The 26,566-nt window shown below is 70.5% G+C and carries 16 protein-coding genes; 4 read left to right on the top strand and 12 right to left on the bottom strand.

Annotated elements, in window-relative coordinates; all coding sequences use genetic code 11:
• Window positions 1-275: 275 nt before the first annotated feature.
• From ACTIE5_RS03780 to ACTIE5_RS03765, 4 genes are all read right to left on the bottom strand, one after another.
• Window positions 276-2,654: a hypothetical protein gene (locus ACTIE5_RS03780; RefSeq protein WP_439548355.1), complete on the bottom strand. Its 2,379-nt coding sequence runs from the start codon at window positions 2,652-2,654 to the stop codon at window positions 276-278.
• A 97-nt stretch (window positions 2,655-2,751) separates the two neighbouring features.
• Window positions 2,752-4,011, bottom strand: a complete 1,260-nt coding sequence (locus tag ACTIE5_RS03775; RefSeq protein ID WP_439548354.1) for a phage head spike fiber domain-containing protein — start codon at window positions 4,009-4,011, stop codon at window positions 2,752-2,754.
• A 269-nt stretch (window positions 4,012-4,280) separates the two neighbouring features.
• On the bottom strand, window positions 4,281-5,774 hold the full coding sequence (locus ACTIE5_RS03770; protein ID WP_439548353.1) for a hypothetical protein: 1,494 nt from the start codon (window positions 5,772-5,774) through the stop codon (window positions 4,281-4,283).
• 51 nt (window positions 5,775-5,825) lie between these two features.
• The gene (locus tag ACTIE5_RS03765) at window positions 5,826-6,449 is read right to left on the bottom strand and encodes an FkbM family methyltransferase (protein WP_439548352.1); all 624 of its coding nucleotides are present in this window, start codon (window positions 6,447-6,449) and stop codon (window positions 5,826-5,828) included.
• 362 nt (window positions 6,450-6,811) lie between these two features.
• Between ACTIE5_RS03765 and ACTIE5_RS03760 the strand changes: the two genes are divergently transcribed.
• Both ACTIE5_RS03760 and ACTIE5_RS03755 read left to right on the top strand, forming a co-directional pair.
• Window positions 6,812-8,656 carry a hypothetical protein gene (locus ACTIE5_RS03760; protein ID WP_439548351.1) on the top strand — a complete coding sequence of 615 codons (1,845 nt, stop codon included), beginning with the start codon at window positions 6,812-6,814 and terminating at the stop codon, window positions 8,654-8,656.
• Window positions 8,657-8,727: 71 nt separating this feature from the next.
• The gene (locus tag ACTIE5_RS03755; protein ID WP_092960381.1) at window positions 8,728-9,714 is read left to right on the top strand and encodes a UDP-glucuronic acid decarboxylase family protein; all 987 of its coding nucleotides are present in this window, start codon (window positions 8,728-8,730) and stop codon (window positions 9,712-9,714) included.
• Window positions 9,715-9,739: 25 nt separating this feature from the next.
• On the opposite strand, the gene ACTIE5_RS03750 is transcribed toward ACTIE5_RS03755, so the two are convergent.
• The 4 genes from ACTIE5_RS03750 to ACTIE5_RS03735 all read right to left on the bottom strand — a co-directional run bounded on the left by ACTIE5_RS03750 (window position 9,740) and on the right by ACTIE5_RS03735 (window position 19,728).
• Window positions 9,740-13,471, bottom strand: coding sequence for a cellulose synthase subunit BcsC-related outer membrane protein (locus tag ACTIE5_RS03750; RefSeq protein ID WP_439548350.1), 3,732 nt, complete (start codon window positions 13,469-13,471; stop codon window positions 9,740-9,742).
• Between the two features lie 105 nt (window positions 13,472-13,576).
• Window positions 13,577-18,247, bottom strand: coding sequence for a UDP-forming cellulose synthase catalytic subunit (bcsA, locus tag ACTIE5_RS03745; RefSeq protein WP_439548349.1), 4,671 nt, complete (start codon window positions 18,245-18,247; stop codon window positions 13,577-13,579).
• Window positions 18,244-19,074, bottom strand: a complete 831-nt coding sequence (locus ACTIE5_RS03740) for a cellulose synthase operon protein YhjQ/BcsQ (protein WP_439548348.1) — start codon at window positions 19,072-19,074, stop codon at window positions 18,244-18,246. Before ACTIE5_RS03740 ends, bcsA begins: the two co-directional genes overlap by 4 nt.
• An 18-nt stretch (window positions 19,075-19,092) precedes the next feature.
• A complete protein-coding gene (locus ACTIE5_RS03735; protein ID WP_439548347.1) occupies window positions 19,093-19,728 on the bottom strand; it encodes a hypothetical protein in 636 nt (211 codons plus the stop codon).
• Window positions 19,729-20,436: 708 nt separating this feature from the next.
• Here ACTIE5_RS03735 and ACTIE5_RS03730 point away from each other — a divergent pair.
• Both ACTIE5_RS03730 and ACTIE5_RS03725 read left to right on the top strand, forming a co-directional pair.
• Window positions 20,437-21,423 (top strand): FkbM family methyltransferase, encoded by a 987-nt coding sequence (locus ACTIE5_RS03730; protein WP_439548346.1) that lies wholly within the window; start codon window positions 20,437-20,439, stop codon window positions 21,421-21,423.
• A gap of 285 nt (window positions 21,424-21,708) precedes the next feature.
• Window positions 21,709-22,722 (top strand): lipid A deacylase LpxR family protein, encoded by a 1,014-nt coding sequence (locus ACTIE5_RS03725; protein ID WP_439548345.1) that lies wholly within the window; start codon window positions 21,709-21,711, stop codon window positions 22,720-22,722.
• A 10-nt stretch (window positions 22,723-22,732) separates the two neighbouring features.
• On the opposite strand, the gene ACTIE5_RS03720 is transcribed toward ACTIE5_RS03725, so the two are convergent.
• From ACTIE5_RS03720 to ACTIE5_RS03705, 4 genes are all read right to left on the bottom strand, one after another.
• Window positions 22,733-23,623, bottom strand: coding sequence for an SRPBCC domain-containing protein (locus ACTIE5_RS03720; RefSeq protein ID WP_439548344.1), 891 nt, complete (start codon window positions 23,621-23,623; stop codon window positions 22,733-22,735).
• A gap of 88 nt (window positions 23,624-23,711) precedes the next feature.
• Window positions 23,712-25,202: a lyase family protein gene (locus ACTIE5_RS03715; RefSeq protein ID WP_439548343.1), complete on the bottom strand. Its 1,491-nt coding sequence runs from the start codon at window positions 25,200-25,202 to the stop codon at window positions 23,712-23,714.
• Between the two features lie 68 nt (window positions 25,203-25,270).
• Entirely contained in the window at window positions 25,271-26,152 is an 882-nt protein-coding gene (locus ACTIE5_RS03710; protein WP_439548342.1) for a LysR family transcriptional regulator, read from the bottom strand.
• An 18-nt stretch (window positions 26,153-26,170) separates the two neighbouring features.
• Window positions 26,171-26,518 (bottom strand): hypothetical protein, encoded by a 348-nt coding sequence (locus ACTIE5_RS03705; RefSeq protein ID WP_439548341.1) that lies wholly within the window; start codon window positions 26,516-26,518, stop codon window positions 26,171-26,173.
• Between the last annotated feature and the right edge of the window lie 48 nt (window positions 26,519-26,566).

Raw genomic sequence — 26,566 nt, 5'->3', positions numbered from 1 at the left:
GGGATACCAAAGTCGCCTCCGTTTTTCTTCTGCTTCTCGTGCAGCGGAACGAACAAGGCCGTGCGACAGCGGCCGACATTCTGGCTGATGCTGGTTGCCCATCGCGTCATTGGGGGAGGGCTCGGCACCAGTATGCCTGGTGTACCGTCCGCTCCGGCACCGAGCGGCGTCATGGGGTCCGTGCTGGCTCCGCTGCCGATCGGCGCTTTCCCCATGATCAAGTGGGGTAGGACGACTGAATGCTCGTGCATTTGGGATCGCACGGTGTCTGTCCGTTATCGGCGGCCGACCTCGACGCGGGACATGCCTTGCGTCTCAGTGCTCGAGTTGAAACCACGGTCGAGCGGCGCTTCATGGCGGGGGTGATGCGTTGAGACCGCGGGGTCTGCGCTATCCGCCGATGCAGTCGCCACAACCTCGAATGTCAGGGTTGGGCGCTGGTCGACATTCCGCTCGAACCAGCGAGTATATTCGAAGACCAGATCGGCGGAGACCTTGTAGCGTCCGGGCGCGAGCTTGGCGGTCGGGAGTGTTCCCGCGAGCGTCACGGTCGCGCCCGCCGGGAAGCCGCCTTCCGGAACCGCCCAGCGGGGTTCAGCGACCTTCCGGATGCCGTCGGCGGTCTCCGCCGTGATGACAAAGCCGGCCAGTAATGCGGCATAGCCTTCGAAGGCATCCGGATAGCCGCGCGCGCCGGGATTGTGGATTTCCAATTCCAGGCGAAGCTGGCCGCCGGCCGTCAGAACCGGCCCGTCCGCAAGCCGGAGCGAGACCTGCAGGCCGAGGGGGGCGAGAGCGTTGACGAAGCCCCGCAGCCGCTCCTTCAACGCCGCATGTTCCGGCAAGCGCAGGTTGGGGACGTGCTTCAACGTCGGATTCGCGGGCTGAGATGATGCGTCCTGGGGCGCTTGTGCGTTAACCGGCATCGTGGATGCCTTCAGCGTTGGCGCGGGATGGGACGCCCAGGCCGCCAGGGTGTCTTCGGCGCCTGGCAGCATCAGCGCCGCGTAGTGATGGAGGACGGCCTTCGCGGGGCCCTGGCAGTGGACCGTATGGAAGCGGATGAAGCGCTGCGCGCCGCCTTCCTCCCGGAAATGCAGGCGGCCATCCTGAAGGTAGGGCCGCTTCAGGGCCCGTCCGAGCACGATCGGCGCCAGTTCGCCGGGTGCGCCGACCTCAAGGCCGTTATCCAGTGTCGAAGCCTGGTCGAGACCGCCATGGAAGGGCTGGGCATACTGGCTGACCACCACGCCTTTGGTGGTGTCCCGGTAGTGGTAGAACATGTGCATGTCCTGGAAGCTGCGCGCCTCCCGGCCTGTCACCATGCGCCCCAGGCTGTTCACGAAGGGGACGATTTCGTCCCGGGGCCGCGCGTAGACGCTCCGCATGCAATCGGCCAGGCCGGCGAGTGCCATCCGGTCTCGCACCGTCGTCGTCCAGGTCCAGTCATTCATGCCGTAGCCCGGCGGCATGGCGGCAATGATCTCGCTGGCCGAGGAGAAGGCGAGGGCGTCGCTGTCGATCACGACGCATTGGTCGATGCGGTTCTTCCGGCAGAACTCCTCGACGACGAGCCAGCGTTGGAAGCTGAACAGCCCATAGATGGGTTCGCTGACGGAGTGGTGCACGTAGCTGGGCGCGAAGGCGGCGGCGGACTCGAAATAGTCGCTGATCGCGGCGTAGCGGCCGATCCCGATCGTCGCAGTCGTATCGTCGCCCAGCAGGACCACGTTGTTGGCGCCGTTCTGCAGGGCGAGGGACGCCGCGCAGAGCGCGACGTAGTCCTGCCCGCCGCGATGGACGACGATGAACGGGGGATGATCCTTTGCCGCGCGTGCCACCTTCTTCGCCGGCGCCACGGCGCGACGGCGCATCTGGTCGCTGACCTTCACGCGCTTGCCGGCATCCGCAGCCACCAATGCTGCCAGGCTGCCGGCCGGCGCGCCCTCGGCGACCGTGACCGCGCGGGCGAAATCCTGCGCGGCATAGAGCATCAGAGCGGCGCCTTCCCGCAGGAGCGGGGCCGCGTCCGGCTGTTCCGCCACCGCCCTGGCGCGTGCCGCCAGGACATCGAGAGGCCGCTTGCCGCCGAGATGCGGCCGCGATCCACCGAGGCCGGCGAGGAACTTGATGAAGAAGGACCGCTCGATCCCTCGATGCAGCAGGTGTCCCAGGATCGCGATGGCGAATTCACCGCCGCCATTGATCGCGTCGGCCTGGAGGCCCTCAAGAAGCTGCCGATCGGGCACGGTGGGCAGGAGATCGAAGCGCCCGAGCAGCGTCGCCGCGGCGTCGGCGGCGAAAGTCGCCTCTGGCCCCTTGCCCATGGCCGCGCAACGGCGCGCCACCCTCCACAACTCGATCACCAGGCGATGCGCCTCGGTCTCCGTCACGCCGTCGATCAACGCGGCCCGGCTTGGCACGGCCTCTGCCAGCCGACCCAGCATCAGCAGGGCAACGACCTTGCGCAGAAGAACGGGCCGCGGGACCGCGTCGTCAGGCAGGGCCGCGACCAGCGGCAGGACGTCCTCCGTCCGTCCCGCCTTGATCAGCGCATCAAGCTGCCGGACCAGTTGCTCATGCCGCACCTCGCCCTGCCTGCCGGACTTTCCGTCCCGGGCATTCACGTTTTCCGAGGCTGCGACGTCGGTCATGCCCGTTGAAATCTCCAAGCCGGCAAGCGTTTCGCATTCCATAGTATGGGAATGCACGGCCACGCGAAAGCCGGAAGCCCTTGCCGCCCCTGCTGGGTCATCCCGGGAGGGCTGCCGTGAAGGCGCCGAGGCGGGCATCCGGGATGCTGAACGGCAGCAGTTGGAGATGGCGCGTCTCACCGAACATCGCCGCCAGCCCCGCCGCGGTGGTGCCAAGGCGGAGCGCCGCCAGGCCCGACACAGCACCGCCCGTGACCGCAATGGGCGCCCCGCCATTCAGCGACAAGGCGGCCCTGCCGGCGCCATCGATGCTGAGTCCAAGCCGGAACAACGTCCCGGCGGTCATGCTGCCGGCATCGGATTGCGCGGTGGCGCCCGCCAGCCCCCGCTGCAGCCGGATGACGGAACCGCCGGCCACGTTGAGGACCGTGTAGCGGTTGTTGTCGTCCCCGCCATCGATCTGCAGCAGTGTCTGGGATGCGCCGGCGCCGGCGGCATGGGGGATGACGCCGCACCAGCCGAGCGTCGCACGCCCATTGCCGGCGATGCCCAGCGCCGACAGGGTCGCGCTGACAAGGTCCGTCCCCCGCGTCGCGGAGGCCGGGGAACCCGCAAGCGGCAGGATCGGCGTCGATGCCGCGGGGCCTTGTTCCAGCTGGACGCCGGCGAAACGCACGCTGACATCCACCGGCTGGCCGGATGTCACGGCGAGTCGCCAGCGGACGATGATGCTGCTGGCGCCGCCAGCCGCCGTCACCGTGGAGGACCGCCGCGTTGTTCCCAGTGCGGCCGAGGCCAGGGTGTAGGTGGCATTGGTCGTCCCGGTGCCTGCCGTCGCCGCGAGCGTGGCGTTGCCGACATTCGCCAGGCTCCCGGCCGAGACGCGGCTGAACAGCGAATAGGTCCAGACCTGGCCGTCACTCGCGGGCGAGGCGACGTCATGGTTCACCTGGACGGTGCCGGTCGAGGTCGGCGTGCCAAAGAACCGGATATCGACATAGGCCAACCCATCCTCGACCCCGGTGCCGGTGACGGCCGTGGACAGGCCCAGGGTTCCGGCAAAGGACCAGAAGGTCGGCAGCGTGCCCGGCGTGCCGATGACGGCACCCTCGCAGCGCGGATTGCGCAGCAGGTTGGACCGCTGCCCCTCGACCAGCAGCCGGGACGCACTGCCATGCGTCCGTGCCTGGTTCCCCCCGAACTCCGCCCAGTTCGTGCCATTGCTGGCTTGCGCGGTTGCCAGCGTCGCCACCTGCGCCCGCTGAAGCGTCAGGGGGGACTGGAGGACGCCGGCGAGGACAAGGGGACGGCCGGTGGCGTTGCTGATGCCGGTGACGGCATGGATGGCGGCAGTCATGCGAAACCTTTCCTGGCATGCCGCCCGGGTGACCTGGGCATGCGGATGCCCATGCACGACCGGGCCAGCCCGGATGATGGCCGGGATGGCCCGTGAAGGACGGCGGATTGACTGGATATAGGGGGCGAAGCCACGGTGCTGAGCGCGATGCCCTGCGAGGGCAATGCGGGCAGACCTCCGGCCTTGGCCTGCCTAACTAGGACGCCTTCGGGGTCGAGCGCAAGAAGTATTTCCTAGTGCGTCATTCGCTGGGGAAGGGGCGGTGACTGTCAGCCAGGCTCCGGCGGCAGGATGGGGCCGCGTGACAGCACTTCCTCCAGCACGGCCAGCAGCGCCGGGATCTCCACATGGAAGCGTTGCCGGTGCGGCTGCTCCTCCATCGGCGCCACGGCCATGACGGCACTGGCGGGCACGGCGACGGCGTGCGCGGGGTCGAGGTAGCGGGCTGACCGGATGACGGCGTCGTTTACCACCGATTCGATGTGATAGGTGATGGTCGGAACCGCGAGGGCACAGGTCGGCAGGATCGTGGCCGTGCCGTAGGTTGCCAGTGCGATCCGGCAATCCGTGGCCAGGCCGATCTTGTCCTCGATGGACCGCCCGTACAGCACGACTTCCTCGAACCGGGCGGGGCAGGCTTCACGGATGGCGGAGGCGATGCTGGCGATCCGGCCGCAGACGGCGTGGTCCCTGGGGCCCGGCACATTGCCCGCCGCGACCGTCCAGCCATCCCAGTAGACGGTCAGGGACGCACCCAGGCTGGCCGCTTCCCGGCCGAGCCGTTCCAGACAGGCCGCGAAGGCCGGGATCTGGTTGTCGAAGCGCATCCGCTCCGCATCGACGGAAACCAGGACGCCGAGGACCCGGCGCCCCTCCTGCACCGTGTCAGCCGCCCGGAGGCGGGAGACCCAGCCGAAGCTGGTATTGGTGATGCGCCTGTCGTTCAGGCGGCAGTGGAGGCCGAGGCTGCACAGGATGGCGGGCGCTTGCTCCAGCGGCACGGCGAGGACCGGGTAGTTCCGAAGTTCCGGGAAGACGCGCAGCGGATCCACGAAACTCCGGTCGCTCAGGACCGTCAGGAGATGTCCTGCCTTGAGGAACGGGAGAATGAGGTCTTCCAGATGGCGTTCCACAAAGCCCAGTGTTTGCGCCATGAAGTGGGAGGGCCGTGCCTCCCCGATAATGAAGGCACGCCGCGCGGCCGGCCGGCCGGCCGCGTCCAGCCAGGCCAGGAAGGCGGCTGGCTGCTCCAGCACCAGGTGGAGAAGCTGGCGAAAGGCAAGGGCAAAGGTCGACGTGCTCTCTCGCAAGGCGAGCAGAGTCTGCCGCTCCGGGTACCAGATGCAGATGGGGGAGTTTGCCTCCAGGATGAGGATGCGCAGAGGCGCATGCTGAAGCACGACCCATTGCAGCCATCGAAGGCGAGAGCCGAACAACTCGCCGACCGCCGGAAGCAAGGCACCGTCAAGCGGCGAATAGAAGCGGCCATGGCGTCCTGTGAAGAAGCGCTTCGTCGCATCGGCAAGCCTCGCGTCCCAGGCCTTCGGCCCACGCCCGTAATGCGCGGCGACCAGGCGGCCCAGTTCAGCGCGGTTCACCAGACTGCCATCGGCGCCGGGATCGAAGGGATTGATGATCCGGGTCTGGCCGACAAGCGCCACGATTCCATGCGTCGCAGGGTCGCGCGGATTCCGGCGATCGCGCAGATGTAGCGGATCGATGCCCAGCAGGCCGGCGAGCCTGGCACGCACTTCGTCATTCACCGCGGGATGTCCGATACCGTGTCGAGTCTGAGGCTGTCGGGACGGTGCGTCCTACTTCCAATCGAGGAAGATGTGGTTGAGCTTACGCTCCGCGATCACGTTGCGAACATGCTTCATCGGTTCGCGGGAAGACGGCACCTTCCGCTCATGCGTCTCCACCAGGCAGACGCTGAACCGATCTTCGAGGTTCTGGTCGAGGATCTCCTTCAGCAGTTCGCCCTCGGCACCCTCGATATCGATTTTCAGCACCGCCGCCGGTGCGGGAAGTGCCCGAAGGAAGGCGGGGAAATCCACCAGTTCCACGTCATGACCGCCGCTACCGTCCACGTTGATCTTGTCGGCGAGCAGGGAGGATGACTGGGTTCGCTCCACTGACGCTTCGTCCCGCGTCTCGTGGAAGAACAGCTTCGCGGTGCCCGCTTCCGTCCATACCGCCTTGTTATGGAGCGTGACGCTGGCGTTGTCGGCCAGCCGATCCTTCAGCATCCCGAAGGCAAGGGGGTCCGGTTCGAAGCAATGCATGACGCAGCCGCGGGCTGCGAAGCGGGCGGCGACGGAACCGATGTTGGCGCCGCAGTCGACAACGATGTCGCCGGGTTCCAACAGTGCCAGAAGGGCGGCGAACCTCTCCTTGCGGTCGGTGAGCGCCAGGACAGCATCGATACCCTGCTTCATTGGTAACCTGCTTTCGTCTCAGTTGAGCCAGAACGCTGCGTGCCCGGGCGCAAGCCAGGCATACCAAGCCTTGATAGGATACCACAGCCAGGTAGCGTCACAGTCAGGCACCGCGAGGTGACCGGCAGCCCCGTCCGAGCAAAGTGGCTTCGGCCGGTCCCCACAACCTACCAAACCCGCGGCACAGGGCGGCGGAGACAAGCTGTGCCCGCTTCCATTCGCCTGTAGGTAGTGAGCATATCCGAACAGGCTGTTCAAGCCTTCGCCGCTACTCCCGCGGCGGCCGCGGCGCTGCGCAACACGCGGCGCAGGCGGAGCGCGGAGGCGCGTGTCTGCATGGTTCTCGCCGGGGGTTAACCGCCATGTCCCGTTATCTCCTCGCTCGTCGCGCCACCTTTCTCCTGCCCCTGGCCGCGGCGCCGGCCACCTCCGCGCTCGCTGCCGAGGCGACAGCCACGCCGTCTCCATCTCCTGCGCCATCCCTGGCGCCGTCCCGCCTGCTGCCCGCGGCGCCGCTGGCGGCGGAGGAGGGCGCCGCAGCCGCCCGTCAGGGCGCGCTCGCCCTGCAGGCCGGGGATTGGCGCCTGTCCACCCATGGCGACCTGGCCGCGGCGTACCTCAACACCATCCCCACCTTCCGCCAGGCGGCCGGGGATGATGCCCGGCTGCGGCCCATTGGCGATGAACTGCGCGAACGCGTGGCATTCACGCAGTTCGAGACAGCGGGGCGCTCGGCCGGCGAGGCCATTGCCGCCGCGATCGACTATCTCCGCCGCAACAACGGCGCCGTGGGCGGCGAAGTCGTCCTGCCGCAGGGGCGGCCGATCCAGGTCGTGGCGCCCATCGCGGCGGCGCCCGGGGTTATGGTGCGGGGTCCGCGCCTGATCGAGGCGCCGCGTTTCGCTGGCGTCACTCTCGGTGTCTTCGACGTGGATGGGGCGGATGACTTCGCCCTTGCCGATATCGGCTTTTCGCTGGGGCGGCGCTGTTCGCCGGTCCGGGTCCGGGGCGATGCCGCCGGCTTTTCCGCCCGCGGCCTTCGCATCCGGGAGGGCCGCAGCATCTGGTTCCAGCGCGCGCGCCAGGCACGGCTGATGGATATCGTCGCGCGCGGCGGCACATCGGTCATCGGCGCCGGTTCGGGCCCGGATGACCGGATCGAGGATGTCGTCGCCACCGGGATCCAGGGATATGACCTCCACGACGAGGCCATCGACCTGAACTTCAACGTCCGCAGCTTCCATCTGTCCGGCTTCACCTTCCGGCGGTGCAGCCTGGCCCGGAATGGGGAGGTGATCGACATCGGCGGCGGCGATTGCAGCGACATCAGCATCGCCAACGGGCTGATCGATTGCGCCGGTTCCACCCACAGCGTCGCGGGCATCCGCATCAAGCAGGGCACGCGCAACGTCAACGTCACCGGCGTCCACATCGTCAACGGCAAGGCCCAGGGCGGCATCGGCATCCACGTGACCCACGCCACCAACCTGGCGATCGGCGAGACCAGTGTGGACAACAGCTTCGGCCGGGGCTTCTTCTCGGAACCCAGCGTCAGCGACGTGACGTGGCGGGGCGGGCGATGCGACAGCCCCATCATCGTCAACGGCAGCAGCGACCTTCGCTTCGACATCAGCCATGACGGCGGCGGCACCGAATCCCGCAGCCCCGCCTTTTCCTTCGGCTTCGGCGCCAGGCGGATCAGCGTGTCCGGCGTCGTGCGCAACCGGCCGATGGCCTCCGCCATCGTGGTCGGGCATGGCCGCGGCGGGGCGGTCGATTGCACGGTCTCCGACCTGACGGTCCAGGGCACGCAGCGCGCCGTCGCCGCGCAGGACGGATGCCACCGGCTCAGCGTCTCCGGCCTGCGGGCGCAGGACATGGCGATGGAAGCGGTCCTGCTGGCGCCGGGCTGCCGCAACACCCATCTCCGCGGCATCATGGCCCTCGATGGTTCCGCCAGCCGGCCGGCGGCCTTCCCGGCCATCCGCCTCGGCCGGGACTGCCATGGCACCGTGCTGCGCGACATCACAGCGCGCGACACGCGGGAAGGCGCGGCCCGCGCCAGCGGACCCGCCCTGATCGTCGATGGCCCGTGCCAGGGCGTGATGGTGGATGGCGTTCTGGGCGACAACCTGCCCGCCGCCACGCAGATCGGCGTGGACCGGCTGCAGGGCAGCGCCGTCGGTGCGGTCCTGACCATCGGCTGAGCCGTGCGCATTGGGAATCCCTTCAGCACTTCCTGCGAAGGTCGCCCGTCCTAGAATGGGATTTGCGGGCCATGCGTCATTTCCGCCGTCGCGTGCTGGTCACAGGCGGGGCCGGCTTCATCGGTTCCCACCTGTGCGAGCGCCTGCTCCAGGCCGGGCACCACGTGATCTGCGTGGACAACTTCTTCACGGGGGTGCGGGAGAATGTGGCCGGGATGCTGGCCAACCCGTATTTCGAGTTGATCCGCCACGACGTGACCTTCCCCCTCTCGGTCGAGGTGGATGAGATCTACAACCTGGCCTGCCCGGCATCCCCCATCCACTACCAGCAGGACCCGGTGCAGACGACGAAGACCAGCGTGCTGGGCGCCATCAACATGCTCGGCCTGGCGAAGCGGCTGAAGGTGCGCATCCTCCAGGCCTCGACCAGCGAGGTCTATGGCGATCCGCAGGTGCATCCGCAGCCCGAGGGCTATTGGGGCAACGTCAATCCCATCGGCCCCCGCGCCTGCTACGACGAAGGCAAGCGATGCGCGGAGACGCTGTTCTTCGACTACCATCGCCAGCACGGTGTCCCGATCCGCGTGGCGCGCATCTTCAACACCTATGGCCCGCGCATGCATCCAAATGACGGGCGCGTGGTATCCAACTTCATCATGCAGGCGCTGACGGGCGCGCCGCTGACAATCTTCGGCGATGGCAGCCAGACCCGGTCATTCTGCTTTGTGGACGACATGGTGACGGCGCTGGTCGCGCTGATGGAATCCAATGATCCCGCGGCGGTGGGGCCCATCAACATCGGCAACCCCGGCGAATTCACCATGCTGGACCTGGCGGCGCTGGTGATCCGCCTGACGGGCTCGCGATCCCGCCTCGAATCCCAGCCCCTGCCGCAGGATGATCCGCGCCAGCGCCGGCCGGACATCACGCGGATCGGCCAACTGGCCGGCTGGGTGCCGGAAGTGGGGCTGGAGGACGGGCTGCGGCGAACGATCGCCTATTTCCGCGCGCAGCACGACATCGGCACGATGATCCGGGCGGCGCCCCGCGCCGCCTGAACCGCCGCCTTCAGAAACGCCGCCTTCAGAAACGGTTTCGCAGCCGGAGCTGGAAGCGCGTCTCGTCGAAGTTGGATGCCTTGTCGTAGCGCAGGCCGGCCCCGATCGAGAGGCTGTCGTTCAGCGCATAGTCCATATCCGCCCGGATGCCGCCCACGGCACCGGCCTGGGACTGGCCGCGATAGGTGGCGGAAACGGCCTCCGACGTGCCGGCGGTCGCGTTCGCCTGGGATTGCAGGCTGGACTGCGCCCCCGCGTCGTTCGGGAAATAGGGTGCGGAATCCTCCCGCCAGGCGGCGTAGCCGATCGTCGCGCCCAGCCGGTAGGTGAGGTCCCCGTTGCGCCCGCGGTAGTCCACCGGGATGTTCAGCGCGGTGTATTGCTGCGGCGAGAAATAGCCGCCATGGCCGAGCGTGAAGTAGCGAAGGTTCCGCTGGTAGGCGAGGTAGACGAGGTCGAGCCCCGTGCGGATTTCCGTATCGCCGCTGCGATAGACAGGGATGGAGACGCCAGCCCCGGCCTCGATCCGGCTGTTGGAGACGACGCCGCTGCCATCGAGGATGGAGTAGCCGCCACCGGCATAGCCATAGCCGGAGCCGAGCGGGATCTCGACCTGCGCGCGGCCGCCGGTGCGCAGCACGGGGCCCCAGTTGGCGCCGGTGCGCGTATCCGTCACGCCGGCATAGGACAGCACGCTGTCATTCATCGCCCGCCGTTCCGCGGTGAAGCGCAGGCGGATGCCGTCATCGGTAATGCGCGGCGAAAACTCCACCCCGCCGACGATGTTGGAGGTGGGGAAGCCGATGGGGGTGGAGCCGACATCGATCCGGCCCCAATCGCCCCGCTGATAGGCCACGCCGAGCCCGACGCCGGCGGCCGAGCCGCTCGGGATCGGGGGCAGGGAGGTGGGGGAGGACAGCGCCGCGGTGCCGAAGCGGCGGCGCGCCTGGGTCGAATTCTCGACCGAGCCTGAATCGATGGCGGTGGGTTCGGCGAAAACCGTGAGCCGCCCGCCGACGATCGGCGCCGTCACCACCGCCTCCAGCCGTGTCGAGACCTCCGCAAGCTTGTCGAGGCCATTGTCGCCGGACCGGGTGCGCCCGCCGACGATGGCGGCCATGCTCGGGCCGATATCGTCGCGGAGCGCCGCCAGCTCCTGCTCGATCTCCCGCGTCAGCCGGTCCGCCGGCGTGCCGGGGGCGGTGGCGGCAGCGCGGCCGAAGGGGTTCTGGGAACCCGCGCCCGCCAGGCCGGCGGGCGTGGCGCCGCGGGAGAAGCTGCCGAGTTCTGCCGCGCGTTGCCGCAGCGCCGCTTCCAGCGCCTGGCGGGCGCGGGTGCCATCGCCGGCATCCCGCGCGACGCGGGCCTCCAGCAGCAGCACCCGGGCGTCGGAGGGCATGGCGCTCTGCCCCTCCGCCAGCAGGCGGGCGGCGCGGGGGCGGTCGCCTGTGGCGATGGCGGCCTCGATCGCGGTGCGGCGGGCATCGACATTGCGGGGGTCCCGCGCCAGCGTCGCCTCCGCCACGCGCAGCGCCTCCGCCGGCTGGCGGGCGCCGAGGTAGAGGCGGGCGAGGGCGAGCTGCGCTTCCCGGTTCTCCGGCTGGGCCAAAGCGGGGCGGAGGCGTTCGAAGGCGGCGACCTGGTCGCCGGCCTCATTCAGCCGGTCCGCGGCGCGGATGGCGGCGCCGCCGCGCAGCACGGCCAGGTCGCGCCGCACCTCGGCGCTGGGATTGCCGGCCTCGATCTCCGCGGCCACGGCGGTGGCTTCGGCTTCCAGCCCGGCGGCCAGCAGCGCGCCGGCGATGGCGACGCGGGCGGGAACCTGGTTGCGGTTGGCGACGACGGCGACGCGCCCTGCCTCACCGGCGCCGGCACGGTCATTGGCATCGCTGAAGGCGCGGATGACGGCGCCGGCGGTGCTGCCCGTCGGGTCCGGCCGCGCGGCCAGCGCCAGCAACTGGGACCGGCCGTCCAAAGGCGAGGCCGCCATCATCGCCGCCGCCGCCACCACCTCCCGCTGCGTGCGGATGCGGGTGCCAAGGCGCGCCATGTCGGCCGTGCGGCGGCCCGGCGGGATGCGGGCCAGCAGCGCATCGGCATCCGGCGTCCGGCCATCCTCCTCCGCCAGCAGGGCGGCGGCGTAGATGTTATCCGGGGTCGGGGAGCGGGAGGCCAGTTCCTCCACCAGCGCGCGACCCTCCGCGCCCCGGCCCTGGCGGCGGAGCGCGCGGGCCAGGTCGAGGCGGATCCAGGGGCTGTCCGGCGCGGCGGCGAGTGCGTTGCGCAGCAGCACCGTGGCGGCGCCCGGATCGGCCACGCGCGCGGCTTCGGCCCGGAAGGCGGCGGCGGAGGCGGGAAGGGCGGGCGTGCCGCCATCCCCGCGGAAGCCCTCGCCTTCCGGCGGCTGGGCGGCCAGGCGCGGTTCGCTGGCCACGCGGGGTTCGGGGGCGCGGCCCTGGGCCCGCACGGCCTGGGCCAGCCCGGCCTGGGCGGGCGGGAAACCGGGGCGGCGGGACAGGGCGGCGCGGTAGCGGGCTTCCGCCGCCGCCGGGTCGCCACGGCGCAGCGCGATGTCGCCCAGCAGGGTCTCGATGTCCGACCGGTCATCGACCTCGCGGATCGCGGCGCGGCGGGCGGTGACTTCCGCGGCCTCCAGGTCGTTCCGGCGCAGCAGCGCGCGGGCGGTGGCGAGTTCGTCGCCATAGGCGGCGCCTTCGAAGGCGCGCTGCCATTGCCGGCCGCCCTGCGGGTCATTCGCCATGGCGCGGCCGAGCAGGTCACGCGCCTCCGCCAAATTGCCTTCGCGCAGGCGGATGATGCCGAGGCCGCCGAGGCTGTCGGAATCGTTGGGGTCGCGCGCCAGCAATTCCTGGAAGCGCCGCGCGCTGTCGCCGATGGCGCCGGCCTCCAGCCGCTGGAACGCCAGTTGGCGGCCCGCTGCCTCCGGATCCGCGGCGGGCGCGGTGCGGATGGAGGCGCGCAGCGTTTCCACCCGTCGGCGCATCTCCGTGTCGTCGGGGTAGCGCTGAAGAAAGGCTTCGGCCGCCGGCAGCATGGCGGGGTCGTTGCCGGAAAAGCCGATGGCGGCGGCCCAGGCGCGGCGGGCTTCGCCGCCCACATCCGCCTGGCCGGCCAGGGCCTGCAATTGCTGGATGCCCTGCAGGCGCGTCGGCGGGTCGAAGGTCAGCGCCTGCGCATAGGCCAGCCGGGCGCGGGAGGTGGCGTTGGGCCTGGTCGCCTGGCGGGACAGGGCCTCGATCCCCTCCTGCCGCGTGGCGGGGGCGCCGGACAGGGCCTGGGCGTATTCCAGCGCATAGGCATCGGGCGGCGCCTGGTTGCCGAACAGGGCGCGGTAGCGCTGCACGGCGGCGGCGGCGCGGCCTTCGCTCGCCAGGCGGCGCGCTTCCTCCAGCCCCTGGCGGTCCACGCCGCTGGCGCGGATGGCGTCCTGCACCTCCTGCACCTGGGCGCGATTGCCGCCTTGGCCGAGGCGCGCGAGGAAGGCATTGGCGCCTTCGCGGTTGCCGCGCGCGACCTCGATCCGCGCGGCGACGGCCAGCGCCTGGGGATTGTTGGGCTCTGCCGCCAGGGCACGCTCGATCGGCGCGGCGGCGAGGTCCACCCTGTCCTGCGCCAGCCAGCGCTCCGCCTGGCGGACCAGGATGGCGATTGCGGGCGAACCCCCACCCGCTTCCTGCGCCGCGGCGGGCAAGGCGAGGGTGGAGGCCAGGAGGGCGAGGCGGAGCGGGGCGCGCATCGTCTCAGTGCCCGTGAAAAAATCGCGGTTGCGCATTGATGTCCGTTGCCAACACTGGACTTCTTCCTCGTGTTTCGGTCCTTCCGGACATTAATCAACCACCGCTCAGTGGTCCTTCGGCGTTCGCGCGCGCAGCCGCATGGCGGACCGGCGACGCAGCATCCAGGCGGAGGGTAGCGCCAGCAGCAAGGCGGCTGCGAGCATCAGCAATCCGACGCGCCAGGGTGATTCATCCAGCAGCAGATAGGGAACCATCCAGAAGGGCGGTTCGCCGACGGTGTAGCTGGCATTGGTTCGGAAGGTCGTAACGCGCACGCCGTTCAGCACGGCCAGGTCGCCCTGCACCTGCCCCGCCGTGGCGGGGTCCCGCAGCGTGGCGACGGCATTGGCCAGCGCCGCCGGCGTCGCGCCCAGCAGTGCCACGACGGAACGGCCACCACCTTCCGGTGCCTCCGTGCCCACGATGACGGCGAGGGCTTCGCCGACCTCCGACAGGGCGGCGGCGGCGCGGCGGCGTTCGGCGCCGCCGGGCTGGTCCAGGAACAGCGCGCGGATATCGGCCAGCGCATCCGGTGCCGCGATGGTCACGCGGTCCTGCGCCACCTGCACCGGGCTGTTGCGCAGCAGCGTGGCCGCGGCGGGCTGGCGGCCGAAGGTGCCCATGACGATCAGGTCGCGGTTGCCATGGCTGCCAGCGCCGGACGGGAACGCCACCTGCACGCCCGTGGCGGGCAGCCCGACCTTCACGGCCAGCGAACCGATCAGGTCGAGGAAGGCGCCGGTCTCCACCGTGTTCGGCGCTTCCGGCAGCATGACGGTGGTGGAGGAGAGGTCCGCCATGCGCGTGAAGGGAAAGCCGGAGGAGGCGAAGAAGCCGAGCGAGGGCATCCGCGCATAGCGCCATGCGCGGGAGACATCGACGGAAGAGGTGGGCTCGATCGACGCGCGGATATCGCCCGGCACGCCGACGCAATCGCCGCGCGCGAAGGGGCGCATGTCGAAGCGCATCTGCAGTTCATCCTGCCCCGCCAGCAGGTAGGTCGGCACCATGACCCGCCCGCGGCGCACCGCGGCATCCGGCAGCAGCGTGCCGGTGACATAGGGCGCGAGGAAATCGGGCAGCCACCAGCGATCCCCGGTGCCGAGCGGCAGCGACTTCAGGAAGACGCCGGAAAGCGAGACATCGAGGCGCGAGGTCGCGACATCGAGGATCGGCCCGCCCGGCGCGCGGTATTCGATATCGACGGGAATGCCGCGCCCGGCCCAGGTCAGCAGATCAGGCGCCGTGCGCAGCGGCATGCGGATGGTGCCGGGCGAATAGCCGTAGGCCTGCAGGTCGTTGCGGTCGATCCGGCTGCCGAATTCCTCCGGCCGGTCGGGCGCCACCCAGCGCGGCGCGTCATAGGGCCGGCGCGGGGCGACGATGGGTGGGCCGGACAGGCGCACGGCCTCCCCGCCGAAGGTGTCGCCGCCGGCGGCCAGCGCGATGGCGGCCTGGGCAAGCTCCGTCTCCGACCGTCCGCCGATGACCAGCAGCGTGCCGTAGGGGTCCGTCGGGTTGGCGATCAGCGCGAGGGTCGGGCCCTCGAACCGCGGCAGGGTCAGGTTCGGGATGGCATCGGGCTGCGCCGCCAGCACCACCGCATTGCCGCTGGGCGGCACGGAGCGGGAGACGGGGAAGCGCGCGCCGCGGTAATCGGCCTCCACCGCGAAATAGCTGGCGGCGATGGCCGCGGCCCGCAGCGCGGAGGGGCCGGATTCGGAGGCCATCACCACGGGCAGCGTCAGCGCCTGGCGGAGGTTCCGGCGGTCGAACAGCGGCTCCGGCAGCCGGGCCAGATCCCGCTGCGGCACCAGGCGCTCGATCGTCAGCGTGAGGGTCGAGAGGTCGGAGACATTGGCGGAGAGCAGGCCGGAGAGCGGGTCGTTGCATTCCGGCGTGTAGCGGGCGGTGAAGCGGAAGTTGAGGCGGTTGAGTTCCGCGAAGGCCAGCGGATCCAGGTCGAACCCCACCGGCCCGAAGGCGCCGCGGCCGGGGTCGAGCGGCAGGTTGCCGACGAACTGCTCGTTCAGCGTGACCGAGATCTGGGAGAGGGAGGGGATGAGCTGGGCGGAGGAGCCGCCCTGCACCACCAGCCGCGCCTGGGTCACGACCTCATCGCGGGAGAAGCCGAAGAGCACGCCCTGAAGGTCCGCCGTGCCGCGGAACTGCATGGGCCCGGTCAGGCCGAGTTCGCGCAGCGTGAAGCGCGCTTCGCGAGTGGCGGAGGCGATGAAGGGCGAGGCGGCGATGGGCGGCGGGATGGGCGCGGCCCGGGGCGGCACCGGGGCGGGCGGTGCCGGTTCCGGTTCCGGCAGCGGCGGCGCGTCCAACACCAGCGGTGCCGCGCCAAGGGTCGGCGCCAGGGGCGCCATGCGCACCGTGGCGGGCGGCGCCGGGGGAGGGGCCGGCTGCGGGCGGGCCGCAGGCCGCTGGGTCTGCCCTTGGCCCTGCGTCTGCCCCTGGGGCGGCGGGTTCTGCGCCAGGGCCGGGCCGGCCAGGCCGAGCGCGAGGGCCAGCACGAGCCCCGCGGCCATGTCCTTGGCCCGTTCGGCCAGGCGGCGCGGGCGGACGACATCCGATTTCCGTTCCACCGCCGCGGCGGCCATGGCGGCCGGCGGCAGGCGCTTCGGCGGCTTGCGAATCTGGAAGCGGTAGCGGTGGAACACGGCATCGCGGGTCGCGCCCACCACGTCCTTCAAGGCGCGCAGCGGCTTGTCGCGGGGCCAATCGTCCCAGGCGATCCAGGCATCGGGGCGGCCGAAGAAGACGCGCACCAGCGCCATCTCGTCGCGCAGATCCGCGACCTCGAACCGCACCACCGCCTCATTCTCCTCCCACCGCAGCAGGGTGGCGGGGACTTCCTGGACCTCGCCGCCGGTGTGGAAGGCGATGCGGCACCTCGCCTCATCCGCCACACCCAGCGGCCGGTCCAGCACCAGCCTGGCGCCGGAGAGCGAGATGTCGGAGGTGACAGCGTGCATGCGCGTGCCGTCCTCCAGCACGATCTCGCTCGGGATGTCGGACCGGATGCGCGCGCGTTCGCGCATCTGCTCACGCTCCACGCCCACCGCCACGGCGGCGGAGACGGGCACCAGGCAGAGCGTGGCCCACAGCGTGTTCAGCGCATAGGCCTGGAACTCCAGCGACCCCACCGGCGCCATGAACAGCCCCGCGACGCCGATGGAGACGCCGATGAGCAGCAGGCCGAGCAGCACCAGGCTCGGCAGCACGGCGGGCACGTCGAGGTAGCCATGCTCCACCATGCCGCCCTTGTCGGTGACGTTGAACTTGCCCTTCAGCGGGTCCCAGAGCGTGGCGATGGTGACGCGCACGAGGGGGCCGGCCAGCGACGCCTCATAGATCTCCGACCAGAAGGAATGGCGGTTCTTGCCGTTGAGGCGCGCGGCCGTGCCGAAGGCGTGGATCATGTGGCTGCCGGCATAGGCGAGGATGGCGGTGGGGGAGGCCGCGATGATGTTCTCGCCGAGGAACAGGAAGCCGAGCGGCGACGTCAGGAAGACGATGCGCGGCAGGGCAAACAGGAAGCTGAAGCCGGCGGTGAAGTAGCAGAGCCTCTGGGTGATGCTCAGCTCCCGGATCATCGGCGTGTTTTCCTGCCGCAGGATCTGGATCATCCCGCGCGCCCAGCGCATGCGCTGGCCGATATGGATGTTGAGCCGTTCGGTCGCGAGGCCCGCTGCCAGCGGCAGGCGGATATAGGCGCTGTGCCAGCCCTTCTTCGCCATCAGCAGGGAGCAGTGGCAATCCTCCGTCACCGTCTGGTGCGGCACGCCGCCGACTTCCATCAGGGCGGTGCGGCGGATCAACGCGCAGCTGCCGCAGAAGAAGGCGGCGTTCCACAGGTCATTGCCCGGCTGGATGGCGCCGTAGAACAGCAGGCCTTCATTCGGCACGCGGCGGCGGCGGGCCAGGTTCCGTTCGAACGGATCGGCGGAATAGAAGTAGTGCGGCGTCTGCACGCAGGCGATGCGCTTGTCCCGCACCAGCCAGCCCGCCGTCATCTGCAGGAAGGCGCGCGTGGGCGCGTGGTCGCAGTCGAAGATCGCGATGTACTCGCCATCCGTGTGCTTCAGGGCATGGTTGATGTTGCCCGCCTTGGCACCCTTGTTGTCCGGGCGGATGACGTAGCCGCAGCCCACCTGTTCCGCGAAATCCCGGAATTCCGGCCGCCTGCCGTCATCCAGTATGTAGACATTCAGCTTGTCCCGCGGCCAGTCGATGTTCATGGCGGCCAGCACCGTCGGCCGCACGATGTCGAGGCTTTCGTTGTAGGACGGCACATAGACATCGACGGTCGGCCATTCGTTCATGTCGGCCGGCAGCGGCACCGGCTTGCGGTCCAGCGGCCAGGTGAGCTGGACGTAGGACAGGAACAGCAGCGCCGCCGCATAGATCTCCGCCAGCAGCAGGCCGACCGACATCATGCCGCCCAGCACGCTCTCGAACTCGATCGTCTGCGTCACGCGCCAGAACAGGTAGCGCGAGGTGATGGCGACCGAGAGCATCACGAGGAAGACCGTGACGCGGCGGGAGCGGAAGCGGTTGAGGATGATGAAGGCGAGCGCGCCCAGCAGCGTCAGCACCGCCTGCTGTTCGCCGGCCAGCGGCACGGTGATGACGATCAGCAGCGCGACGGCGCCGATGGCGACCAGCACACCCCGCAGCAGCCGTCCCGGCAGCGGCAGGGTTCCCTCCGTGGCCGCGCGGATCAACGGCGCAGCCCCCAGGAGGCGAGGGCCGAGAAGCTGGGCCGGCCGCGATCCTTCTCCACCGGCGGCGCGCCGAGGTCGAGCCGCTTGGCCAGCGTCTCCGCCAGCAAAGCGATATCCTCCGACCCCGGGCCGACACCCTCCACCGGCAGGCGACGATCGGCCAGCGCCTCCGCCACCGCGGGGTCGCGCGCCACGGCGCTGACGGGGCGGTCCCCCATGGCCTGCTGCGCGAATTCCAGCACCGCATCCGACAGCGGCGCGCCGAGATCCACCTGGTTCAGCACCAGCATTGCCTTCAGCGCGGCGCGCGACGCCAGCGTGCCGCGGCCCAGGAAACGGCCGCTGGCGACGGAGGGGATGAGGGAGGCGGAGCCGCTATCCGCCAGAAGCACCACGCAGATCACATCCGCCAGCGGCAGCACGGCGGACAGGGCCGGGGAGGGCCCGGGCGCGGCATCGACGATCACGACGCGGCCCGGTGCGGCCAGCATCTCCCGCACCTGCTGGCCGAGCAAATCGGGGCGTTCCAGCAGCAGCCTGGTGAGGTCGAGCGAAGCCTTGGGTTCCGTGTGCCCATGCGGCAGCAGGCCGACGCCGGCCCGCGTCTGCCTCAGCGCATCCTGCCAGCGCATCCCGTCCAGCAGGCCGGCGAGGAAGCCCGCTTCCTCATGGATCGGCACGCCGAGATGCAGGCGCAGCGCATTCTGCGGGTCGAGGTCGAGCGCGATCACTTCGGTCCCGCGTGCGGCGAGCACGGCGGCGACGCTGGCGGCCAGGGTTGTCTTGCCGACACCCCCCTTGGGAGACACGAAGGCGATGAGCGGCATGGGCGAATCGGACTCGTTTCAGGGTCGGCCGGGCGAGGCCGGCGGGGGCATGCGACGATCGGAGGGCACGGGCGGGCGGCCGGCCGGCGGGGCGATCTCATCGAGCAGGGCGAAGCGGCGGGGCGGCGTATCACGCCGGGGCGGGTCGGGGGCATCACGCCGGGGCGCGGGCGGGACAGGCGGCGCTGCCCGGCGATCCGGGCTGCCGCGCGCATCGCGCCCGCGGAAGGCGATGATCGGGTCGAAGGCATCGGGGTCCGGCAGCACCACGGGCGGACGGCCGGACGGAACGGGGCGGGAAGGGCGCGCCACGGCGGCGATGACGGGCGCATCCGGCGGCGGCAGCACTACCGGCGCGCGGCGTACTGGCAGGGCCATCCCCGCTTCCTGCTCCTCCGGCGGTTCCGCCAGGCGGATGGGCGGGGCGGAGGCGGGGGGCTGGATCGGCACGGGTGGTCGCGCGGCGATGGGAGCCTCCGCGGGCGGCTCCGGCGACGCAACCATCGCCTCGGCTTCCGGGATCGCAGCGACGTCCAATTCCGGCTCCGGTTCCGGCAGGCGCTGGACGATGACGATCTCCGGCGCACCGAAAGCCCGGTAGCTGAAATGGCGCAGGCCGCAGGCGGCCGTCAGGCGATCGATGTGGCTATCCATCGCAACCTCCGGCCATCGCAACCTCCGGGCGGTGGACACCGCTGGAACTCATCCACTCTCTTTGCCGTGAATCGCCTTGGAGCGTCAAACATCTGATTCGATTACACGCAGGGAGAGAGCGGCGGGCGGGACGGCGCCGTCGGCTGCTCCCGGACTCGCCTGCGGTGTGGGAGCGCAGCCGCTTGCGCGCCATCGGCCGCGGCCTCGAATCCAGGTCTCCCCTGGGGCGACTCCGCATCGCATGGCGGTCCTGCCGGGGCCGGATGGCCGTTCCAGGCCGCCCATGCCCGATTTCTCACGCCCTGATGGGCATCTCCGACCGTCGCCTCGGTAGTTATGTCTTGAAATACGGGCAATGAATTATTTTCGGAAAACATCCTGTCTTCCCATCGTCGCTTTTTCGCGTCGATCCCCAGGCTTGTGTTGACGTTGTCTCGAATCGATCTACCCTGGGTTGCCAGAGAAATGCAAATATGAACGCAGGAGATGCAGCGGCTTGGGTGACTGCTCGGTGTCCGAGGATCAGCCTGTCATCCTTTCCTCACGAAATCGTGAAGTCTCGAAAATGATCTTTGGTTGCGAAAGCGGGATGAGCTGGAGACCGCCACGCCGCCACCGCCACAGATCCCCGCGGGCAGGCCGCCCGCAAGCCCGGACGCGCAGCGCGGGATGAACCCGCGCGGGCAGCGCGACGCAGGAGGAGCCGCCATGAGCATGCTCGATGACCGCGCCCAGGCCCTTCGCCAGGAAGACCGCGCCCTGCCGCCGCGCCGCATCCTGCCGCTCGGTGTCGATGAGGTGATGGTGGAAACCGCCTGGGGCGGCTTCGTCGTCGTTCCCGCCTTCAACGTCGATGTGGCGATCGGCCTGCTGCGCGATGGAGTGCATGAGCCCTGGACCACCCGCCTGGTGCAGAAGCTGCTGCGGCCGGGCGACATCTGCCTGAATGCGGGCGCCGGCTTTGGCTACTTCGCCTGCCTGGCGGGCCGCCGCGTGGGGTCGGCGGGCCGCGTCGTGGCGGTGGAGCCGAACCCGCATCTGCTGCCCTTCCTCCTCAAGTCGCTGCACTGGAACGGCAGCCACGGCCATACCGAGGTCTTCGCCCGCGCGCTGTCGGACGAGGCGGGGCGGGAGATCGCCTGCCGCTTCGACCCGCAGCGCCTGTCCACCCTGCCGCCGCGCTGCCCGGCCGCGGAAGGGCCGGAGGAGCCCGGCCTGCCGCCGGATGGCCGCTGGTCCGCCGCCACCATGGGGCGGCTGCTGGATGCGGAGGGGCGCTGGGGGAAGGGGGCCTGCCTGCCCGTGACCTTCAACGCCTGCACCACCACCATCGACCGCATCGCCGATGTTCTCGCCCTGCCGCGGATCGACCTGCTTCACCTTGACCTCGGCGGTGCGGAGCCCCTGGCGCTGCGGGGTGCGCAGCGCGTGATCGCCGCCTCGCCGGACCTCCGCCTCCTCGCCCGCTGGAGTGCCGCGCACCATGCCAGGCTCGGCGAACGGCGGCGCGCCGCCTTCGAGGAGATGTGGGACTTCATGACCAGGCTCGGCTACGCCGTGCGGATGCTGGAGCCGCTGATCGACCGGGATGGCGGGATCCAGCTTTCCGCCCCGCTGACGCATGAGGCGATGACCACCATCGCGCTGCCGGGCCATTACCTCTGGACCCGTGACGAGGATGACCCCTTCGGCTGAGAGGCGCGCCGCCGGTGTGACTTTGATGTCACTAAATTTTTGAGCCGATTTAGGGGATTTAGCCCTTTTAGTGGCGATTCCGGCATGGCCGGCGCCGCCTTTCGGGTGCTGACACAGCTCCGCCGACGGCGAAGGGAACATAGAACGAACAACCTTGCGGTCGCCAGGAAAATCACGGCCAGCCGGCGCGCGTTGCCATCCCGGGAAGGTGATGTCGCCGGGGAAGCCTTCGCGGCCTGGTTGGGGTATCGGAGGGTGCTTCCTCCCTCAGGATCGCCTGCCGCCATGCGCCACCTGCTGCTCCCCCTCCTCCTCCTCACGGCGCCGGCGATGGCGCAGGTCCCTTCCGTGGCGGTGGTGCCCCCGGCGGCGCCGGCGCCGGACCCGCGCGGCAGCTTCACCTTCAACTACGAGAACGACACCCTCGCCGGGACCGACCGCTACTACACCAGCGGCGTGCAGGCTTCCTGGCGCTCGCCCTCCACCGAATTGCCGGGGCTGCTGCGGTTCCTCGACGGGCAGCTGGATGCGCTGATCGGGCCGGGGGAGGTGCGATGGGGCTTCGGCTTCGGCCACGCCATCTACACGCCGCGCGACACGCTCTCCCCCATCCCCGATCCGCGGGACCGTCCCTATGCCGGGCATCTCTATGGCGCGCTGGTACTGCAGCGGGATGAGGGATTCGCGCTGTCCACGCTGGAGTTGCAGGCGGGCGTGGTCGGGCCCTCCGCGCTCGGCGAATTCGTGCAGAACAACGTGCACGACCTGATCCGCGACTACTCCGCCAATGGCTGGTCCCGCCAGCTGAAGGACGAACCCGCGCTGAACATGGTCTTCGAACGCACCTTCCGCACGCCGGCGCTGCGGGTCGGCGGCATCGAGATGGACCTGCTGCCCTCGGCGACCTTCGCGCTCGGCACCGTCAGCACCTATGCCGGCGCCGGCGCGACGCTGCGGATCGGCAATGGGCTGGAAGCCGATTACGGCGCGCCGCGCATCCGCCCGGCGCTGGTCGGTTCCGCCTTCTTCCAGCCACGGCAGGAATTCGGCTGGTACGGCTTCGTCGGCGGGCAGGGCCGCGCGGTGCTGCACGACGTGTTCCTGGATGGGAACACCTGGCGGAATGACGGGCCCTCGGTCAACAAGCGGCCCTTCGTCGGCGACCTCTCCGCCGGCTTCGTGGTGCATTGGCGCGGCTTCCGCCTGGCCTACAGCCAGGTGATGCGGACTGAGGAATTCTACGGCCAGCGCGGCGGCGCGCAGTCCTTCGGGTCGCTCGCGCTGACGGCCCGCTTCTGACGGCACGGCGCTACGCCCGCAGCGCGAAGCGTTCCAGCTTGGCCAGCGTCTGCTGGCCGAGTGCGGCCGCGCCGAAGCCCTTCGCCGCCTCGAACTCGGCCTGGGTGCTGAAGGCCATGGCCAGCGTCACGATGGTGGCGCCATCCGCTTCCTCCAGCGACGCCCAGGCATCGGCGTGCTTCGGGCCGTCCTCGCCCCAATGCAGCGCGTAGGCGATGCGCTCCTCGGGCCTCACCTCCGCGTAGCGGTGGTGGTTCGGGAAGACCGTGCCGTCCGGGCCGATCATGTCGAAGACCCATTCGCCGCCCGTGCGCAGGTCGATCCGCGATGTGCGGCAGGAAAAGCCCCCCGGCCCCCACCATTGCGGCAGCGTCTGCGCGTTCATCCAGGCCTGCCACAGGCTGCGGCGCGGCGCCGGGATCACGCGCCGGATCAGCATGGTGCGCGCGGCCAGGGCGGCCAGGTTGGAGAGGCTGGCCTCGAACCCCTGGCGGTAGCCCTGCTCCGTCTCAGCGGAGCGCGAGGAGAGTTGGACCGTGACCTCGATGCGGCTTCGCGTCGTGTCACCGGCGATCAGCGCGGTGATCAGGGCCGCGGATAGCGGGGGGCCGCCGGCGGCGATGACCTCATGGTTCACGCTGCGCTGTTCCGGCACCAGGTCGAGCCAGCCGGCCTCGCAGGTGATGTCGGGCTGGCCGTCCACTTGGCAGACCGAGACCTCCCGCCCGCCGATCCTGGTATCGGCTTCCAGGAACCGCACCGTGACGGCCGGGGAGGGCGCCGCCCAGATCGCCCGCGCGGCGGGTGCCGTCCAGGCCTGCCAGAGCACCGTGCGCGGGGCGGCGACATCGCGCGCGAAGGCCATGGTGGCGAAGTGGCCGGCATCCTGTGGCGACGGCATTCCGGATCATCCCTCAAGGGCTGCGGCTCTATGGTTAACCGTATGGCTATCTATCGCACGCCGCAACCCCGGCCGGCCGCCGGCGCCTTCACTTCGCCCGGGCGAGGACCCGCGCAAAATCGGCTTCCAGCGCCGCCAGGGCGGCGTCGATCCGCGCGCGCTGGGCCGATGCCCATTCGTCGTGCCCGGCCAGGCGCGCGCGGGCGCTGGCGATCATGCGCGTCATCTCCGCGGGCTGCGGGCCGCCGGGCGTGGCGCGGGCGCGGATGATGGCGGCGGGTTCCAGCGCCGCGCGGAAGGCCGCTTCCGTCATCGGCAAATCGGTTTCCGGCAGGCCCATCTCATGCAGGGTGTGGCGGTAGATGCGCTGCGCCTCCGCATAGGGGAAGGCGCTGGGGCGGATGTCGCGGGACTTGGCGAAATCCACCACCTCGCTCGCGAAATGGTGGCCGACGCGGAAGGGCAGGCGGTGTTCGCGCATCAGCACATCGGCCACTTCCTGGGAGGCGGTCCAGTCGAGGTCCAACTCCTCCAGCGCCCTTCCGGGGCTGAGCACGAGGGCGCGCATCACGCGGTCCCATTGTTCCAGCAGGCGGGTGGTGGCGGCGGTGAGGGCGACGTTGTCGGCGACGCTCTTCGGATCGTTCATCCCGGGGGGGATGTTGTGCGCGGCGATGGTGCGGCCGGTGGCGAGCGTCACGACCATGCTGGCCTGGCGGCGCACATCGTTCAGCAGGCCGGGGTTCCGCTTCTGCGGCATGGCGGAGGACACGTAGGTGTTGCCATCGCCTTCCGCCAGCAGCAGCCAGGGGCGGGGCTGGGCGTATTGCGTCATGACATCGGCGATATAGGCGCCGACATGGATGGCGATGGCGGTGCTGACGGCGCCGAGTTCCACCGGGATTTCCGCGGCCAGGATCTGGGCGGCGTCATAGGCATTCTCGATGGTGGCGGGGAAGCCGAGGTAGCGCGCCATGCGGTCCCGGTTCAGCGGCCAGCTCGTGCCGTTCAGCACGGTGGTGCCCATCGGCGAGAGGTCGAGCCGCGCATAGGCCTCCCTCAGCCGCTGCATGTCACGCTCCAGCCCCGCGATATGGCCGAGCAGGTAGTGGCCGTAGCTGTTGGGCTGGGCGGCGACGCCATTGGTGTAGTTGGGCACGATGGTGTCGCGGTGGCGTTCCGCCATGTCGATCATCGTGGTGGTGGCGCGGCGGAGCGCGGCGGCGACGCGCAGCAATTCCTCCCGCAGCATGGCGGATCGGACGGTGGTCAGCATGTCCTGGGAGGAGCGGCCGGCGTGGATCAGCGTGGCTTCCACGCCCGCGGCCTCGATCAGCAGGGGCTCGAAGGTGATGACGAGGTTGGGGCGCCTGCCACCGGGGCGGTCCCCGGCATCGATCACGGCCTGCAGCCCGCGGGCGATGCGGGGCGCCAGGGCAGGGGCGAGCAGCCCTTCCTCCGCATTGATGACGATGCTGGCCTTGTTGATCTGGCCGAGCCAATGGAACTCATCCCGCCGAGGCGCGGGTTGCGCCAAAGCTTCAGTAGCCATCGCGCCCGCGATGATCGCTGCCGTCATGAAATGCCTCATCCCCGCTGATCCTCCTGCATTCTTGGCCGGCATCGGGCGCCGCGTGCCAGCCTCCGTCAAGGCGTGCCCATCAGCGCGTGGCGCTGGCGCTGGAACAGGGCGGCGACGGCATCGGCGACGGCGCGGATGGCGGGTACATCGGCCAGATCCTCATGCATCAGCAGGTAGGCGTCCTCATCGGTCTCGGGCGGGAAGGATGCCACGCGGACCAGCGCGCCGGTCGCATCCGCCGGCGCGCAGGGCAGCACCGCCATGCCGAGGCCGGCCAGGCAGGCGCGCAGCCGGATGGGCGTATCGTCCAGCACCGCCACGGGCGCGCGGTCCCCCACCACGGCGTGCAGCGCGGCGACGGTGCGGGACTGCGCGGCGGGGCGCGCCAGGCCGATGAAGGGCAGGGCGGTGACGTCCGGCGCCGTTCCCTCCGGCAGCAGTGACCGTGCGGCATAGAGCGCGACGCGGACGCGGGCCAGGCGGCGCATGACCAGGCGCCCGCCATCCGGCGGGTCGCGCATGCGGATGGCGATCTCGGCCTCCCGCCGCGCCAGGCTGAGGATGACGCGGGATGGCAGCAGGGAGATGACGATGCCGGGCGTGGCCGCCGCCAGCGCCGCCATGTGGTCCACCAGCACCAGGCCCATCGACGCCGTCGCGGTGATGCGCACCACCTCCGTCTCCCGCGCCGCGGCGGCGCGGCGGATGGCATCCGCGCCGCTGCCCATCTGGCTGAGTGCGGCGATGATGCGTTCGCCGCGGCGGGTCAGGCGCAGGCCTTCGGGGCGGCGTGCCAGCAGGGGCTCTCCGGCCCAGGCCTCGAAGGCTTCAACCCGGCGGCTGGCGGTGGCGGTGGACAGGCCGAGTTTCAGCGCCGCCTTGCGCCAGGAACCGGCCTCCACGACGGCGGCGAAGACCTTGGCATCGTCCCAGGAGAAGTCGCGCATGGCGGGCTCGGCCTCGGTTCAGCGGTCCAGCGACCGCAGCGCCGCGTCCAGCACCCAGCCGGAGGGCCAGCGGCGCTGGGGCGGGGCGCGGCCGGCTTCCGGCAATTGCCAGGGGGAAGCGTAGACCGGCCGGCGCAGGGACCGGAAGACGCCCGCCAGGCAGGGCGCCGCATCCAGCAGCGCCGCATCGCAGGCGGCGGCCAGGCGGCGCGCGACGGGGGTGGCGGGACCACCCTCCGCCAGCGCGGCCTCCAGCGCCGCGGCATCGAGGGGAAGGTGGCCGGCGCGGCGCAGCACCGCGGCATCCCGCTGCCACAGCGCCGCATCCGCCGCCGAGAGCAGCACCAGCATCCCGGGCTGTGTCATCGCCTGAACTCCTGTCCGTTGGCGGCCAGGATGGGGGGCGGGGCGGGG

Source organism: Falsiroseomonas sp. (assembly GCF_051859025.1).
In the GTDB taxonomy this organism is placed as follows: Bacteria; Pseudomonadota; Alphaproteobacteria; order Acetobacterales; family Acetobacteraceae; genus Falsiroseomonas.
This window is presented reverse-complemented; position numbering and strand designations above follow the sequence as displayed.

Excerpts from the sequence above, each read along its gene's own strand:
- ACTIE5_RS03750 (WP_439548350.1), bottom strand. The coding sequence starts at position 13,471 with ATGCGCGCCCCGCTCCGCCTCGCCCTCCTGGCCTCCACCCTCGCCTTG.
- ACTIE5_RS03765 (WP_439548352.1), bottom strand. The coding sequence starts at position 6,449 with ATGAAGCAGGGTATCGATGCTGTCCTGGCGCTCACCGACCGCAAGGAG.
- ACTIE5_RS03780 (WP_439548355.1), bottom strand. The coding sequence starts at position 2,654 with ATGACCGACGTCGCAGCCTCGGAAAACGTGAATGCCCGGGACGGAAAG.
- ACTIE5_RS03720 (WP_439548344.1), bottom strand. The coding sequence starts at position 23,623 with ATGCCGTCGCCACAGGATGCCGGCCACTTCGCCACCATGGCCTTCGCG.
- ACTIE5_RS03760 (WP_439548351.1), top strand. The coding sequence starts at position 6,812 with ATGTCCCGTTATCTCCTCGCTCGTCGCGCCACCTTTCTCCTGCCCCTG.
- ACTIE5_RS03740 (WP_439548348.1), bottom strand. The coding sequence starts at position 19,074 with ATGCCGCTCATCGCCTTCGTGTCTCCCAAGGGGGGTGTCGGCAAGACA.
- ACTIE5_RS03735 (WP_439548347.1), bottom strand. The coding sequence starts at position 19,728 with ATGGATAGCCACATCGATCGCCTGACGGCCGCCTGCGGCCTGCGCCAT.
- ACTIE5_RS03715 (WP_439548343.1), bottom strand. The coding sequence starts at position 25,202 with ATGACGGCAGCGATCATCGCGGGCGCGATGGCTACTGAAGCTTTGGCG.
- ACTIE5_RS03725 (WP_439548345.1), top strand. The coding sequence starts at position 21,709 with ATGCGCCACCTGCTGCTCCCCCTCCTCCTCCTCACGGCGCCGGCGATG.
- ACTIE5_RS03705 (WP_439548341.1), bottom strand. The coding sequence starts at position 26,518 with ATGACACAGCCCGGGATGCTGGTGCTGCTCTCGGCGGCGGATGCGGCG.
- ACTIE5_RS03730 (WP_439548346.1), top strand. The coding sequence starts at position 20,437 with ATGAGCATGCTCGATGACCGCGCCCAGGCCCTTCGCCAGGAAGACCGC.
- ACTIE5_RS03775 (WP_439548354.1), bottom strand. The coding sequence starts at position 4,011 with ATGACTGCCGCCATCCATGCCGTCACCGGCATCAGCAACGCCACCGGC.
- ACTIE5_RS03710 (WP_439548342.1), bottom strand. The coding sequence starts at position 26,152 with ATGCGCGACTTCTCCTGGGACGATGCCAAGGTCTTCGCCGCCGTCGTG.
- ACTIE5_RS03755 (WP_092960381.1), top strand. The coding sequence starts at position 8,728 with ATGCGTCATTTCCGCCGTCGCGTGCTGGTCACAGGCGGGGCCGGCTTC.